This is a genomic window from Thermosynechococcus sp. QKsg1, assembly GCF_031586415.1.
GTDB lineage: Bacteria > Cyanobacteriota > Cyanobacteriia > Thermosynechococcales > Thermosynechococcaceae > Thermosynechococcus.
The window spans coordinates 279,966-295,071 of the sequence record NZ_CP134200.1; the positions used below are offsets into that span (position 1 = coordinate 279,966).

Sequence of the window (15,106 nt, forward strand, 5' to 3'; positions counted from 1 at the left end):
AATGCGCCTAGTCATTTTGGGGGCAACGGGGCAGGTGGGCTGGCAATTGGTGCAGCAGGCACCCCCCGGCGTTGAAGTCATTCCCATTGCTCGCCAAGGCACTGCCGTAACGCTGGACTTGGAAGATTTAGAGGCCATTCCCAACCTGGTAAAAACCCTTTGCCCCGATGTGGTCATCAATGCGGCGGCCTACACTGCTGTAGATCAGGCGGAACAGGAACCGGAACGGGCACAGCGGATGAATGGCACTGCCGTGGGTCTTTTGGCAGAAACGATGGCCGCCTTGGGTGGGCTGTTGATTCACTACTCGACGGATTATGTGTTTGCTGGTACTCAATCGCGACCCTATCGCGAAACCGATGCCCCTGCCCCCCTCAATGCCTATGGCTATAGTAAGTGGCTAGGAGAGCAGGCGATCGCCACCCATCACCCCGCCCATCTAATCTTGCGCACCAGTTGGGTGTATGACCTGCGGGGCAAGAACTTTTTGCGCACCATGGTTCGCCTTGCCCAAACCCGTCCTCTCGTTCGGGTCGTTGCCGATCAAATCGGCACGCCCACGGCTGCCCCCTTCATTGCCCAAGTCACCTATCAACTGTTGGAACGCTGGCAGGCGGATCCCTCCCTGAGCGGTCTCTATCACCTGACGCCCCGCGGCAGTACCAGTTGGTATGGCTTTGCGGTAAAAATTTTTGATCACCTGCGTGCCAAAGGCTATGGAACTGCCACCCTAGAGGCGATTCCCAGCAGTGAGTATCCGACACCGGCCAAGCGACCCGCCTTTTCTACCCTGAACTGCGAGAAGTTGGAGGCGGTTTTGGGGACTTCCCTCCCCTCATGGGAAGCGGTTCTTCAGCCCCTTTTAGACCAACTAGATCCGCAATCCGTGCTTTAGGGGGGTGTCGCAACGGTTGTTTTCATTTGGCTGAACCAGTCAATGAGTTGCTCCAGTTGTTTCTCCACCGGTTGCGTCCCTAGACCCCGCACGGTAATTTTGCCCTGACTGTAGACAAACCGACTTTGGAGATGCGTGGGCAGTTGCTCTAGGAGCAGTTTCCATGCGGGTTCAGCCATCGGAGTTTCCAAGATCACATGTTGCTTGCCTTCCGGACGAATGCGGCTAATGCCACACTGGCGCGCCAGTTGTTTGAGTTCCACAACCCGCAGCAGTTGCTGAACTGATTTGGGCAATGCCCCATAGCGATCGCTCCACTCTGCTGCCAATTGCCTCAAGTCTTCTTTTGTCGTTGCAGCGGACACCGCGCGGTAGGCGGCCATCTTTTGCTCCAAATCGGGCATATAGTCAGCGGGAATAAAGGCAGTGACATTGAGATCCACTTGGGTATCGTCAACGGCGGGAATCTCTTGGCCACGAATTTCAGCGATCGCCTCCTCGAGCAGTTCCACGTACAAATCAAAGCCAACACTGTCCAGTTGACCGTGCTGCTCCGCCCCTAGGAGATTGCCGACACCGCGAATTTCCATGTCTCGCATTGCCAGTTGGTAGCCCGATCCCAGTTGGGTAAACTCCTGAATAGCCCGCAGCCGTTGGCGTGCCGCCTCAGTCAGCACCTCTTGACGGGGATAAAACAACCACGCATGGGCTTGAATGCCCGCTCGGCCAACCCGACCCCGCAGTTGATAAAGCTGTGCCAAGCCAAACCGCTGCGCATCCTCCACCAAAATCGTATTCACACGGGGAATATCTAAGCCGGACTCAATGATGGTCGTACACACCAGAATATTGGCTTCACCATTGCTAAAGGCAAGCATCGTGGATTCCAGTTCTCCTTCTGCCATCTGGCCGTGAGCAATGAGAATACGGGCACTGGGCACCATCCCTTGCAGCTTTGCCGCCACCTCCTCAATTCCCGCAACCCGCGGCACAACATAGAAAACTTGACCCCCCCGATCCAATTCTTGGCGAATCGCACTGCGCACCGTTTCTGGGTCATAGGGAGCAAGGTGGGTTTGAATCGGGCGCCGCGAGGGGGGTGGTGTGGTGATTAGACTCATTTCTCGAACCCCCGACAGAGCCATATAGAGGGTGCGGGGAATTGGCGTTGCACTGAGGGTGAGCACATCCACTTGGATTTTGAGGGCTTTGATTTTCTCCTTTTGGTTGACGCCAAAGCGTTGTTCCTCATCCACCACCAGTAGCCCTAAGTCCCGAAATTTAACGCTCTTGCTCAGGAGTTGGTGCGTCCCAACGACAACATCCATTTCGCCCGTTTTCAGCTTTTGCAGGATCTCTTGCCGCTCACTCTCGGTGCGGAAACGGTTGAGCAGCCCCACTTGAATCGGATAGGGGGCAAAGCGTTCCTTGAGGGTGTGGTAATGCTGCTGCGTCAGAATCGTTGTGGGTGCGAGAACCACCACCTGTTTGCCTGCCATCACGGCTTTGAAAATAGCGCGAATGGCCACTTCGGTTTTCCCAAAGCCCACATCACCGCAGACCAGCCGATCCATGGGGCGATCGCTCTCCATATCGGCCTTGACCTCTTGGATGGCCTTGAGTTGATCCGGGGTGGGCCGATAGGGAAACGAGTCCTCCATTTCCTGCTGCCACGGTGTATCTGGAGGGAAGGCAAAGCCCCGTTGTTGGGCGCGTTGGGCATAGAGTTGCAGCAGATCCACCGCCACTTTCTTAATGGCCTTGCGCACCCGTGCTTTGGTACGTTCCCAAGTGTTGCCCGTTAACTTATTCAGTTGGGGAACGCCATCGCTTTGCTTACGGTAGCGGGAGAGGCTGTTGAGTTGATCGGCGGCAACGCGGAGAATGCCATCGGCATATTGCAGGGCGAGATACTCGCGGGTTTCGTTGTTAATCGTTAGCGTTTCTAGGCGCAGGAACTGACCAATGCCGTGTTGGCGATGGACGACGTAGTCCCCCGGCTGGAGCTTGTTGAGATCCACCTGTTTGGCAGCAGCGCGGCGGCGTTTGCGCACATAGCCAAGGTTGACCAAGTTGTGCTGACCAAAGAACTCGCGATCGCTCACCAGCACCGTGCGGAACGTAGGCAAAATAAAGCCACTAATTTCCGCTAGACCACTGGCCTTCAAGGCAATGGGCAGTCGCTGCTGTTGCAGCTTATCAATGGCCGGAAAGTCCTTGGGATTGGGCACAAACTGGGCGGGGCAATCATGCTCCTGCAACAGGGCTACAGAGCGACTCGGCTGCGCAGAGACTAACCACACGGTGTACCCCTTGTCCCGTTCCTCCCGCAGGGTTGCCGCCAAGCGACCAAATTGGTGGGGAATGGCTGGAATCGCCCGTGCTGATAAATTGAGACCGAGTCCCTCACTGGCCAGTTCGTAGAGGTGCACCCGTTGAAACCGCTCGAGGGCTTGGACACTGGCTGACCACGGACGATGGATGGGGGGGGGTGGCGTTTCAAGGCTTTGCCAGTAGGCTTGACTGTGCTCATACCAGCGATCGCCATGGGCAGCACAGAGGGGCGGCTCATCCACGGCAATGAGGGTTTGGGCAGGCAAATAATCCAAGAGCGAAGCCGGTTGCGGAAAAGCCACCCCCAGATAGCGCCGCAATCCCTCTTGATCCTCTGAAATGAGATGGGCGTGATCCGCTGCCCGCAGGGCTTGGGCAATCAGGGGAGTAAAACTAATGGGCGTCAGGGTTACCTGCGCAAGGGCATCAAGGCGATCGCCCTCGGTGTGTAGGGAGCGTTGACTGGCCGGATCAAACTCGCGAATGGACTCAATCTCATCGCCAAACCACTGCAAGCGCACCGGTAGCTCCGCCGAGACGGGGAAAATATCCACAATGTCGCCGCGCCGACTCCACTGGCCTTCCGTTTCCACGAGAGAAACCCGCTCATAACCAAGGGCTGCCAAGGCGGTGGCCACTTCCCCTAGGGAGTGCTCTTGACCCACCTCTAAAGTTAGACAGGCGGCACGAAACTGCTCTGGTGGGGGTAAATGGGGTTGCAGTGCCCGTTCCGTGGTGACAATTGCAATATTGGGGCGATCGCTCTCGACTAGAACTTGCAGCTGCCCCCAGACCATCTCCGCTTCCAAGTCAAAGGGGTCATAGGGAGAGGCCTCCGATGTCGGGTAAAAGAGCACTGCCTCCCAACCCATGAGTTCCAATTGCGCCGCCCAGCGTCCCCCCTCCTCTAGAGTGGAAGTAATCACACACAGCGATTGCTGACTCTGCTGCGCCAATGTGGTGGCCACAAAGCCCTTGACAAGGCGGGGCATCCCCGTGAGGACCAGTTCCCGTTGGTGTTGTAATTTGCTGAGCAGTTCAGCTGTCAGCGGCAGCTTACCCCAACTGCGGGGAATGGCCATTAAAGACATAGACGAGTGTCAGTGCAGGTGATCAAGACTTGAGAATTGAATTGCGACCCCTTGGGGCAGCGCTAACGCATTATAATTCTTACGCTCTCCTATCATTGTAAAAAGCAGGACAAGGATTCAGAAAACTCTAGCTAAAGCGCTTTTCGACAATTAGGGGGTAAAGAAGGGGGGATGCTCCTGTTTGGTAGCCACTTTGGCTGTTTTCAGTGTGTGCCATCCCTGTAAAAAGAGCTACATCACTGCTGAAGAGAGGGTGGAACCCCGTGGGCACTTCCTTCATAATTGTGAAAGAGTAGGAATTGCAGAGATTGAATGACGCGATCGCCCGATATTGATAGTCCGGCTCCAGAATCCTCAGCGATTGTTGACAGCACCCTTGAGGCAAGCGACCCCATTGACCCTGAGGATGAACTGCCCAATGAAGTGGAAATGTCCCTCTGGGATCACCTTGAGGAGTTGCGACAGCGGCTCTTTGTTGTCCTCGGCACTGTTGCTGTCACCATTGTTCTCTGCTTTACCCAAGTCCGCTGGATCATTCAGTTCCTTGAAAAACCAGCCCATGGTGCGAAATTCCTGCAACTCAGTCCGGGGGAGTACTTTTTTGTCTCCTGTAAAGCGGCGGCCTACAGTGGCATCCTCCTAGCGACGCCGATGATTCTCTACCAAGCCATCCGTTTTATCCTGCCGGGATTGACACGACGTGAGCAACGCTTGCTGGCACCGGTGGTTTTTGGTTCATCCATTCTCTTTATTGCCGGTTTGGCCTTTGCCTATACCCTCTTGGCACCCGCAGCCCTTGGCTTTTTCATTAACTATGGGGCAGATGTGGTTGAGCAACTGTGGTCGATCGATCGCTATGTGGATTTTATTTTGCTATTGCTCCTTGCCACCGGCCTCGCCTTCCAAGTCCCGATTCTCCAGTTGGTACTCATTGCCCTCGGGATTGTTTCCATCCCGCAAATGCTCAGCCAATGGCGCTACGTGGTGATTATTGCCGTAGCCGTGGCAGCGGTTTTGACCCCCTCCATTGATCCAATTACTCAAGGACTGTTGGCGGGTGCTCTGCTTGCCCTCTACTTTACGGGGATTGGCTTGGCCAAGCTGATGGGGGTGGGGCGTTCTGAGGCTTAAACTTGCAATACCCCCAAAAAAGACTCAATCAGAAAAGATGATTTTGGCGATAAAAATCAATTATGGCGATCGCCCCTCGAACTTATCAAGGCTCTCAATAGAGATGATATGCTGATGTTGCCAAATTAGTGCATCCCTTCGCGATCGCAAAAATGGCATTACTTTAACAAATTTTTGTGTTTAGGAGCGGTCTTCATGCCCATTGCCCTTGGGATGGTAGAAGTACTGGGTCATCCCCCTGCCTTAGCCGTTGCCGATGTGATGGTGAAAGCGGCGCGTGTTACCCTTGTGGGCTATGAAGTAGTTAGTGGTGCTCGCCTGACGATTATTGTGCGCGGCGACGTTTCTGAAGTGCAAATTGCGGTTGCAGCGGGTGTGGAAGCCGCCAAGAAAATTCCAGCTCAAAGTCCTAAGGAAAAAACGCTCTATCTGTCGTCAACGGTGATCCCGCGCCCCCACGAGAATTTAGAGGCCGTTTTCCCGAAAATGCGGTTCCAATATGGCGATGGCTGGGAGCGTTTTCTCGTTTAGCAGCCCTAGGAAAAGTTCTCTAAAGCTTCTCTAATGCGCAAAGCTCCACCGCCCAGATAATTGGCTCAGAAGGGAGAACCCCCCAATCAACTATCTCAACAGTGAAGCCGCAAAATCGCTAGGAAACAGTTTTAGAGGGATACCTAGGCTAGACCGGTGTTGACCCCCGGCTTACCCGTAAACAGTTCCACTTTCACAATTTTGCCACCCATTTTTTGGATGCGTTGTTGCTCGCGGAACCAGTTTTCGTAGGGCACCAGTTTTGTGAAATAGGTGTTTTGCAGTTCGCGCTGGGTGCGAATACGGGTTTGACTCGGCACACAGGCAGTAATTTTGAACATGCGCATGGGATGGGACTCCAAATCTATGTGGGGTGATTACACGTCTGGGAGCTAAAGGCCAGACTCAGACTGTTTAAGCACAATTGCCATGACAGGCTGACACTCTAACCCCTAACTCCCAGACAGATGTGCGACTGGAGAGCTGTACTTAGCTTAAGCCAGAGCAGATGTAGTCAAAGTAGATGCCCATTTCTTTGCCGGCATCGGCACCCACCAAGCTGGCGGTGACTTCTTTCATGGCTTGGATGGCTTGCACAGTGGCAGCGATGGGCACACCCAAGGAGTTGTAGGTTTCTTTCAACCCATTGAGCACCCGCTCATCGAGGATGGAAGGATCCCCAGCCAGCATGGCATAGGTGGCATAGCGCAGGTAGTAGTCGAGGTCACGGATACAGGCCGCATAGCGACGGGTGGTGTACATGTTGCCACCGGGACGGGTGATGTCAGAGTAGAGCAGAGATTTGGCCACTGCTTCCTTGACGATATTGGCGGCATTGGCGCTGATCACGGTCGCAGCACGCACCCGTAGTTCGCCCGTTGCGAAGTAAGCTTTCAGCTTCTCCATGGCGGCGGTGTCGAGGTATTTGCCTTGCACGTCAGAGGCGTTGATGACAGCGGTAATCGCGTCTTGCATAGTTCTTTTTCCTCAAAAACTGATTTGGATGATGGATCAATGAAGGATGCTGAGGCGACCTACTGCATGGCGCCAATCACGAAGTCAAAGTAAGAACCGGCTTCAGCGGCATCTTCTGCAGACAGCAGCGAGGAAGCAACGTTCTTCATGGCGCGGATCCCTTCGGCCACGGCAGGAATGGGGGTGCCGAGGGAGTTGTACATTTCACGCACACCCACCAAACCAATTTCTTCGATGGGGGTGACATCACCCGCAACAATACCGTAGGTCACAAGCCGCAGGTAGTAGTCGAGGTCACGCAGGCAGGTGGCGGTCATTTCTTCACCGTAGGCATTGCCACCGGGGGAGACCACATCAGGCCGTTTTTGGAAGAGTTGATCGCCCGCTTGCTTGACAATCCGCTCGCGGTTTTCGGTCAGGGTTTGGGCAATGCGCAGACGACGCTCGCCGGTGCTGACAAAGCTTTTAATGCGATCCAGTTCACCGGGGCTGAGGTAACGGGCCTCGGCATCTGCATTCACGATCGATTTCGTGACGACGCTCATTGAGTTCCTCCAAAGTTGGAATTGTAAAACAAGGGTCTTGATAATGTGGCATCTGCCATTGGAATGTTACGACTCACCGCACTCCTGTAGGAGAGATAGGTACGGCGATGGACCCGACGGGCTGACGTAACCTTCCGCAAACATTCTCAGGCATAGGGGGGACATCTCCCACATCATCGCAATCCTTTTTAACATTCTTAACATTTTTTCAAAAATCTGCTAAGGGCAGCTATTCCAGCCATTCGATAATGCGGGTGCCAAGGTTGAGGGGAATATTCACGGCTTTGCCGAGGCGGGGTTTCTCACGGGTGGTCTCAATAAAGGTGCAAACTTGCTGGGCACAGCCCCAGTCATTGAGGTGCTGGGCGATCGCCCCAAGGTGGGCGGCATAATCTTCAGGCGTATCGGGGTAAGAGGCCTGCTCGAGGTAGCGCCACATCACCTGCAAAAAGATGCGATCGCCCACGCGGCGAAACTGAAGGTCAAAGGAGCGCCCCCATTTGCGCAGGAGCAAGGCATGGAGTTCATCACCAGTGAGGGGCGTCAGCATTGGCAAGAATTTCAGCCCTTGCGGCTAGGACGGCTCGGACAGTGTGATAATAGTTAACAAACGTAATTATTTTACGGCTGTTCGTTTCGATTCCTTAGTAAATAAGCGTAAACCATGGCTCAAGTTTCTGGAATGTCTGATGTGCCCGATATGGGGCGGCGACAGTTTATGAACCTGCTGACGTTTGGTACCATCACCGGTACAGCGTTGGGCGCTCTGTACCCTGTCGTCAAGTATTTCATTCCGCCCTCCAGTGGCGGCACGGGTGGTGGTGTAGTTGCCAAGGATGCATTAGGCAACGATATTAAGGTTTCCGACTACCTGACGAAGCACCTGCCGGGCGATCGCTCCCTTGCCCAAGGGATTAAAGGGGATCCCACCTACGTGATTGTTACTGAGGATCACCAAATTGCCAATTACGGCTTGAATGCCGTCTGCACTCACCTTGGCTGCGTGGTGCCTTGGAATGTCAGTGAAAACAAGTTCATTTGCCCCTGCCACGGCTCTCAATACGACAGCACGGGTAAAGTGGTGCGTGGCCCTGCTCCCCTCTCCTTGGCACTGGTGAATGCCACGGTTACCGAAGATGACAAACTGGTGTTTACCCCTTGGACGGAAACCGATTTCCGCACGGGCAAAGAACCTTGGTGGACGTAAAAAGAAATTAGGGAGTGGTATGAAACGCTTTTTCAAATCGTTGACGCTGGCGATCGCCCTTGCCGCCAGTGTGCTTCTTTGGTCACCGCAAGCACAGGCCTATCCATTTTATGCCCAGCAGGGCTATGACAGTCCTCGCGAAGCGACCGGGCGAATTGTCTGTGCTAACTGTCACCTCGCCGCCAAACCCACCCAAGTGGAAGTGCCCCAAGCCGTCACCCCTGATTCCGTCTTTGAAGCCGTGGTGAAAATTCCCTACGACACCCGTGTGCAACAGGTGCTGGGGGATGGCTCTAAGGGCGGTCTGAATGTCGGTGCAGTTCTCATGCTGCCCGAGGGTTTCAAAATTGCTCCTCCCGATCGCATTCCCGAGGAGTTACAAGCCAAAACCAGCGGCATTTACTACCAGCCCTACAGTGAGGACAAGCAAAACATTATTCTGGTGGGGCCCTTACCGGGTGAGCAGTATCAGGAAATTGTTTTCCCCGTCCTCGCCCCCAACCCTGCCACGGATAAATCGATCCACTTCGGTAAATACTCCGTTCACGCCGGGGGCAACCGCGGTCGCGGCCAAGTCTATCCCAATGGTGAAAAGAGCAACAATAACGTCTTTACTGCACCGATCGCGGGCACGATTACCAGTATTACCGCTAACCCCGATGGCAGTACTGCGGTGGTGATCACCCCCGAGAGTGGTGAAGCAGTGACAGAGACCATTCCCGCTGGCCCTGACCTCATTGTCAGTGAAGGCCAAACGGTGGCAGCGGGTGAAGCCCTCACCAACAATCCCAATGTGGGTGGTTTTGGGCAAAAGGATACGGAAATTGTCCTGCAGGATCCCAACCGCATTAAGTGGCTGTTGGTCTTCTTTGCCGCCATTACCCTCTCGCAAATTCTGCTGGTTCTGAAGAAGAAACAAGTGGAGAAAGTGCAAGCCGCCGAGATGAGTCTCTAAAGGAGTCCTATCACCCACGGTAGTGCAATCCCTCCATGACACGATTGTGGCGATCGCCACGGCTATTGTGCCCCAGCAAGGGAGTATTGGCATTGTCCGTCTCTCAGGCGCCAAAGCAGTCGCGATCGCCCAGTCTTTATTTGAAGCCCCCGGCAAGCAGCCTTGGGAATCCCATCGCATTCTCTATGGCTATGTCCGCGACCCCCAAACCAGAGAACGGGTCGATGAAGCCCTCCTGCTGTTAATGCTGGCGCCCCGCTCCTACACCCGCGAAGATGTGGTGGAATTCCACTGTCATGGTGGCCTCATCCCTGTCCAGCGCGTGCTGCAACTGTGTGTCGCCGCAGGGGCACGCCTCGCCGAGCCGGGGGAATTTACGCTGCGCGCCTTCCTCAACGGTCGCCTTGATCTCACCCAAGCCGAGAGTGTGGCCGAACTGGTGGCTGCCCAATCCACAACCGCCGCTCAAATTGCTTTGGCGGGTCTGACAGGAAAATTCGCCCGCCCCCTCAAGCAGATTCGTCAGACCTGTTTATCCCTCTTGGCGGAAATTGAAGCGCGACTCGATTTTACGGACGAGCTACCCCCCCTTGACCCCGCAGCCATTGCTGAGGACATTCGTCAGTTGCAACACCAAGTAGCAGCGTTTTTGGCCACGGCAGAACGGGGAGCACTGATCCGCACTGGGCTAAAAGTGGCCATTGTGGGTCGCCCCAATGTCGGTAAGTCGAGTCTGCTCAATGCTTGGAGCCGTAGCGATCGCGCCATTGTTACAGATTTACCCGGCACCACCCGCGATATTGTCGAGTCCCAATTGGTTGTCGGTGGCATTCCAATCCAAGTCCTTGATACGGCCGGCATTCGCGAGACCGATAACTTGGTGGAACAAATTGGCGTCCAGAGATCGCGCCAAGCCGCAGCCAGTGCTGATCTCATCCTCCTTGTCATTGATGCCAGTCAAGGGTGGACAGCCGCCGATCAGGAGATTTACGACCAACTCGAGCTGCAGCAGCGGCGGCAGCAAGCGCCTCAGTCCGTCTTGGTGGTTTTGAATAAAGCTGATCTCCTCAGCGAAACCGTAGAGGTTCAAGGTATTCCATTGCCCATTGCCCCCATTCCCACTGTGCTGCTCTCGGCCCTCAGTCAAAGGGGAATTGAGTCTCTCGAGGACGCCATTTTAGACCTTGTCCAAGGCCAAGGGGTTACCGCCGCCAACCTAGACTTTGCCATCAACCAACGTCAAGCCGCGCTCTTGGAGCAGGTTCACCAATCCCTGAATCATGTGCTTGCGGCCATTGATGCCCAACTCCCCCTTGATTTTTGGACAATTGACCTGCATGCTGCCGCTCGTGCCCTTGGTACCCTAACCGGGGAAGAGGTGACTGAGTCTGTGCTAGAACAAATCTTTAGCCGTTTTTGCATTGGAAAATAGCCCATGCTTTGGAATACCAGCTACCGGCCGTTACTTGCTTATATCCTTCCCTATCGGCGACGGTTGCTGGTCGCTTTTTTGTGTACCCTCGGCTACGTCTCGACCATGCCGGCGATCGCCTACCTGATTGGCCAAGCGGCGAAGCTCATCGGGGCAGGGGATTTGATAGGCCTGATTCAATGGTGTGCAGCCTCCTCGCTGCTGTTTGTCGGTCGTAGTTTTTGCCAATTTGGCCAAGATGTCCTAATGTCCGATATTTCCCTACGGATTGTCTATGACATTCGGGTGCGGCTGTACCGTCATCTGCATCGTTTGGGGGTGGACTATTTTGAAAAGGCAGCGACCGGCGATCTCACCTACCGCCTCACTGAGGATGTGGATCGCATTGGCGTCATGGTCAATAGCAGTTTTCATCGCCTCATCCCCTCAACTTTAACCACAGTTGCGGTCATTGGTTATATGTTCTACCTCAACTGGCAACTGACATTGGGGACGATGATCATTGCGCCGCTGATGACGTTTCTCATCGCTTGGTTTGGCAATCGGTTGTTGCGACAGTCGCGCCTGAGTCAAGCCCGCATTGCCGATTTAGCCTCCCACCTCACGGAGATTTTTTCGGGGATTCGTCTGATTAAGGCGTTTGCGGCTGAGGACTATGCCGTAGAGCAGTTTGAACAGCAGGCTGATATGAACCGTCGTGCTCGCTACCGTGCCGAACGCATTAAGTCAATGCAATACCCGGTGGTGGGGTTTCTTGAGGCCCTGAGCATTATGCTGCTCTTTATCTTGGGGGCGTGGCAAATCAATGCCGGTCATCTCACAGGGCCGCAGTTCCTCAGCTTTGTTGCCGCAGTAGCGCTACTGATGGAACCCATTAATATGATTTCTGCTGATTACAATGAACTCAAAATGGCACAGGCGTCGGTGGAGCGTAGCTTTGGCCTGTTGGCTCTCGAACCCACGATCAAGGAAATGAGCCATGCGCAGCCCCTACCCCCCATTTCTGGCAAAGTGCAATACCTAGATGTGTGCTTTGGCTATGATCCAGAGCGTCCCGTGCTCAAGGACTTTAATCTCTTGGCGGAGCCGGGCGAGGTGATTGCTCTTGTAGGACATTCAGGAGCAGGTAAATCCACCATTGTTAACCTCTTGCCCCGGTTTTATGACCCCCAAGCGGGAAAAGTGTTGATTGACGGCATTGATATTAAAACGGTGACGCTGAAAAGCCTGCGGCGGCAAATCGGTATTGTTCCCCAAGAAACAATTCTTTTTTCAGGGACGATCGCCCACAACATTGCTTTTGGTTATGCTGAACCCGATTGGGAGCGACTGATTGAGGCAGCCAAAATCGCTAATGCCCATGACTTTATTACTCAGTGTCCCGATAGCTATCAGACATGGGTCGGGGAAAGGGGGATTAATCTCTCTGGGGGTCAACGCCAACGACTGGCGATCGCCCGTGCAGTTTATGCCGATCCACGGATCTTAATTTTGGATGAGGCCACCTCTGCTTTGGACTCTGAATCGGAAGCCTTGGTGCAAAGTGCTTTGGAGAAAGCAATGAAGGGGCGCACCGTCTTTATTATTGCCCACCGTTTAGCCACGGTTCGTCGCGCCGATCGCATTCTTGTCTTGGAGCAAGGTCAGATCATTGAAAGTGGCAGCCACGAAGAACTGCTTGCCCGGCCTTCCCGCTATGCCCAGTTCTATGCTCAGCAGTACTTCCAAGAGACAGAGTAACCCCTTCTCTAGTGGGCGAGTTCTTTGGCTCTAGCTGTAACTTGAATGGCTATGGGCTGTTTCCTCAACAGCAGGATGTGAAAATAGACGTTGAATTCTTAAATTAGCGAGGACAGCCATGGGTAGCATTATTTCTGTGCATTCTTTTCGTGGTGGCACAGGCAAGTCAAATACAACGGCAAACCTGGGCTGTACCTTGGCAACCTTGGGCTATCGGGTGGCGATCGTGGACACGGATATTCAATCCCCCGGTATCCATGTGCTCTTTGGCCTTGAGTCGGAAGATACGGAACATGCCCTGAATGACTACCTGTGGGGACGCTGTGAAATTACTGATGTGGCGCGGGATGTCAGCCATCTGATTACGGCTCACGGCCAGCAAGCCAAAGGAGCAATCTATCTCATTCCCTCTAGCCTCAAAACCAGTGAAATTACCCGTGTGCTGCGGGAAGGCTACGATGTCGGCTTGCTCAATGACGGTTTTCAGCAGTTGCTCCAAGGGCTGAATCTCGACTTTTTGCTCATTGATACCCACCCAGGGCTGAACGAGGAAACGCTGCTCTCGATTACAGTCTCCGATGCCTTGGTGCTGATTCTGCGACCCGATCGCCAAGACTTTCAAGGAACAGCGGTCACGGTTGATGTGGCGCGGCAGCTGGATGTGCCAAAAATGGTGATGGTGGTGAACAAAGTCCCCAGCGCCTTTAATAAGGACTCCCTCAAGCAGCAGGTGGAAACGACCTATGGTGTGCCAGTTGCAGGTATCCTACCTGTTTGTGAAGAAATGTTTCAACTGGGGAGCAGCGATATTTTCTGTTTACGCTACCCTGAGCATCCCTACAGTCTCGTTGTCAGGAGTGTTGTGCAGCATCTGTTGGATTAGGGTAGCCTAGGAGTAAGGAGACTGACTGAATTTTGATCCTTTTGATCCTTCTCGAGTGCCACTGCCAGTCACTGCCATTGAGGAACATTGCCAATGATAGACAGTCAAAACGCTAGCAGTGGTTGCGGTGGGGGTCTCAATCCAGCAGATTTGTTGGTTTTGCCCGATCGCCAGCGATCGCTATTGACACTGATGATGCGCCAGCCAACGCCCTTCAGCGTGCCAGAATTGGCTGAGCAGTTGCAGTGGTCTGCGGAAGAGGTCAGTGCCACCCTCGCAGAGGTTCTCCAACTCGGCTATGTGACAGTTGAAAACGACACCTACCAAGTCAAACTCGGACGGCGAACCCCGCGCGTGCAACCCAAGCGTCAATCTCCCCGAATTGCGGCGGTTTGGGACAAGCTGGGTTAAGTCTGATCTACTTTCTCAGTTAAACCTCTAATTATATGAGGCAACTCGTGTGGTACGCTTAATTACGCTAAGTTTCGCAGAGGAAAGTCAGGACGAGTGCGCCCAAAAGTTCTTGCTGGCAACTGGAAAATGCACAAAACCCAACAGGAGGCGGTGGCCTTCCTACAGGAGTTCTTAGGGAAATTGGTGGACACCCCCAGCGATCGCGAGGTGGTGCTCTGTGTTCCCTACACCTGTTTAAGTGTATTGTCCAAGAGTCTGCACGGAACGCGGGTGAAGCTGGGTGCCCAAAATGTCCACTGGGCGGATCAAGGGGCGTTTACAGGGGAAATTTCGCCACCGATGCTGGTGGAGTTGGGCGTGCGCTACGTGATTGTTGGCCACAGTGAGCGGCGGCAGTATTTTGGGGAAACGGATACTACGGTCAACCAACGGCTCAAGGCTGCCCAACACTATGGCCTGACCCCCATTCTCTGTGTCGGTGAAACGAAAGCCCAACGGGATGCTGGCGAAACGGAAAACCACATCTTTCAGCAGTTGGCGCTGGACTTGGTGGATGTCGATCAGAGCAATTTGGTGATTGCCTACGAACCCATTTGGGCGATCGGTACGGGCGATACCTGTGAAGAAGCGGAAGCCAACCGTGTCATTGGCCTGATTCGTAGCAAGTTACAAAATCCCGATGTTCCCATTCAGTACGGTGGCTCGGTGAATGCCAACAACATTGATGCCATCATGGCGCAGCCAGAAGTTGATGGGGTGCTGGTGGGTGGCGCTAGTTTGCAACCGGAGAGTTTTGGGCGCATAGTTAATTATAAGCCCCTTTGAACATCACCGTCAGTTCTGCGTCAGTGCCCCAGATCACACTTATCCAAGAGACAGCGCACTGCCCTCGGCGCAGAAAAACTTAAAGATATCAACATACAGCCCTTTCCCAAGCATGGCATGCACTACCGCTCCAGAGCGCAATGCTGTG

General features: G+C 54.0%; 15 protein-coding genes. 10 read left to right on the plus strand and 5 right to left on the minus strand.

Annotation, left to right across the window (positions count from 1 at the left end):
- The first annotated feature begins 1 nt into the window (after window position 1).
- A complete protein-coding gene (rfbD, locus tag RHP47_RS01340) occupies window positions 2–895 on the plus strand; it encodes a dTDP-4-dehydrorhamnose reductase (protein ID WP_302679719.1) in 894 nt (297 codons plus the stop codon).
- On the opposite strand, the gene mfd is transcribed toward rfbD, so the two are convergent.
- The gene (gene mfd / locus RHP47_RS01345) at window positions 892–4,320 is read right to left on the minus strand and encodes a transcription-repair coupling factor (protein ID WP_286649787.1); all 3,429 of its coding nucleotides are present in this window, start codon (window positions 4,318–4,320) and stop codon (window positions 892–894) included. The two genes, rfbD and mfd, sit on opposite strands and share 4 nt — an antisense overlap.
- A gap of 312 nt (window positions 4,321–4,632) precedes the next feature.
- Here mfd and tatC point away from each other — a divergent pair, with 312 nt between their 5' ends.
- The gene (tatC, locus tag RHP47_RS01350; protein ID WP_149817467.1) at window positions 4,633–5,451 is read left to right on the plus strand and encodes a twin-arginine translocase subunit TatC; all 819 of its coding nucleotides are present in this window, start codon (window positions 4,633–4,635) and stop codon (window positions 5,449–5,451) included.
- Window positions 5,452–5,646: 195 nt separating this feature from the next.
- Complete coding sequence (locus RHP47_RS01355) at window positions 5,647–5,982, plus strand: carbon dioxide-concentrating mechanism protein CcmK (protein WP_024125880.1); 336 nt, start codon at window positions 5,647–5,649, stop codon at window positions 5,980–5,982.
- 143 nt (window positions 5,983–6,125) lie between these two features.
- On the opposite strand, the gene RHP47_RS01360 is transcribed toward RHP47_RS01355, so the two are convergent.
- The 4 genes from RHP47_RS01360 to RHP47_RS01375 all read right to left on the minus strand — a co-directional run bounded on the left by RHP47_RS01360 (window position 6,126) and on the right by RHP47_RS01375 (window position 8,052).
- Window positions 6,126–6,329, minus strand: a complete 204-nt coding sequence (locus tag RHP47_RS01360; protein ID WP_011056799.1) for a phycobilisome linker polypeptide — start codon at window positions 6,327–6,329, stop codon at window positions 6,126–6,128.
- Between the two features lie 142 nt (window positions 6,330–6,471).
- Window positions 6,472–6,957, minus strand: a complete 486-nt coding sequence (apcB, locus tag RHP47_RS01365) for an allophycocyanin subunit beta (RefSeq protein ID WP_149817471.1) — start codon at window positions 6,955–6,957, stop codon at window positions 6,472–6,474.
- Between the two features lie 59 nt (window positions 6,958–7,016).
- The gene (apcA, locus tag RHP47_RS01370) at window positions 7,017–7,502 is read right to left on the minus strand and encodes an allophycocyanin subunit alpha (protein ID WP_149817474.1); all 486 of its coding nucleotides are present in this window, start codon (window positions 7,500–7,502) and stop codon (window positions 7,017–7,019) included.
- A gap of 229 nt (window positions 7,503–7,731) precedes the next feature.
- Window positions 7,732–8,052 carry a DUF3067 family protein gene (locus tag RHP47_RS01375; RefSeq protein ID WP_149817476.1) on the minus strand — a complete coding sequence of 107 codons (321 nt, stop codon included), beginning with the start codon at window positions 8,050–8,052 and terminating at the stop codon, window positions 7,732–7,734.
- Between the two features lie 114 nt (window positions 8,053–8,166).
- On the opposite strand from RHP47_RS01375, the gene petC reads away from it, so the two are divergent.
- The 7 genes from petC to tpiA all read left to right on the plus strand — a co-directional run bounded on the left by petC (window position 8,167) and on the right by tpiA (window position 14,958).
- Window positions 8,167–8,709 carry a cytochrome b6-f complex iron-sulfur subunit gene (gene petC / locus RHP47_RS01380; RefSeq protein ID WP_149817478.1) on the plus strand — a complete coding sequence of 181 codons (543 nt, stop codon included), beginning with the start codon at window positions 8,167–8,169 and terminating at the stop codon, window positions 8,707–8,709.
- 19 nt (window positions 8,710–8,728) lie between these two features.
- Window positions 8,729–9,664: a cytochrome f gene (gene petA / locus RHP47_RS01385; RefSeq protein WP_149817480.1), complete on the plus strand. Its 936-nt coding sequence runs from the start codon at window positions 8,729–8,731 to the stop codon at window positions 9,662–9,664.
- 22 nt (window positions 9,665–9,686) lie between these two features.
- A complete protein-coding gene (mnmE, locus tag RHP47_RS01390; RefSeq protein ID WP_302679720.1) occupies window positions 9,687–11,096 on the plus strand; it encodes a tRNA uridine-5-carboxymethylaminomethyl(34) synthesis GTPase MnmE in 1,410 nt (469 codons plus the stop codon).
- 3 nt (window positions 11,097–11,099) lie between these two features.
- Window positions 11,100–12,836 carry an ABC transporter ATP-binding protein gene (locus RHP47_RS01395; RefSeq protein WP_286626276.1) on the plus strand — a complete coding sequence of 579 codons (1,737 nt, stop codon included), beginning with the start codon at window positions 11,100–11,102 and terminating at the stop codon, window positions 12,834–12,836.
- Window positions 12,837–12,954: 118 nt separating this feature from the next.
- Window positions 12,955–13,719 carry a MinD/ParA family protein gene (locus RHP47_RS01400; RefSeq protein WP_149817487.1) on the plus strand — a complete coding sequence of 255 codons (765 nt, stop codon included), beginning with the start codon at window positions 12,955–12,957 and terminating at the stop codon, window positions 13,717–13,719.
- Window positions 13,720–13,812: 93 nt separating this feature from the next.
- A complete protein-coding gene (locus RHP47_RS01405; RefSeq protein WP_286626277.1) occupies window positions 13,813–14,130 on the plus strand; it encodes a hypothetical protein in 318 nt (105 codons plus the stop codon).
- 129 nt (window positions 14,131–14,259) lie between these two features.
- Window positions 14,260–14,958 (plus strand): triose-phosphate isomerase, encoded by a 699-nt coding sequence (tpiA, locus tag RHP47_RS01410; RefSeq protein ID WP_399375232.1) that lies wholly within the window; start codon window positions 14,260–14,262, stop codon window positions 14,956–14,958.
- Window positions 14,959–15,106: the final 148 nt, after the last annotated feature.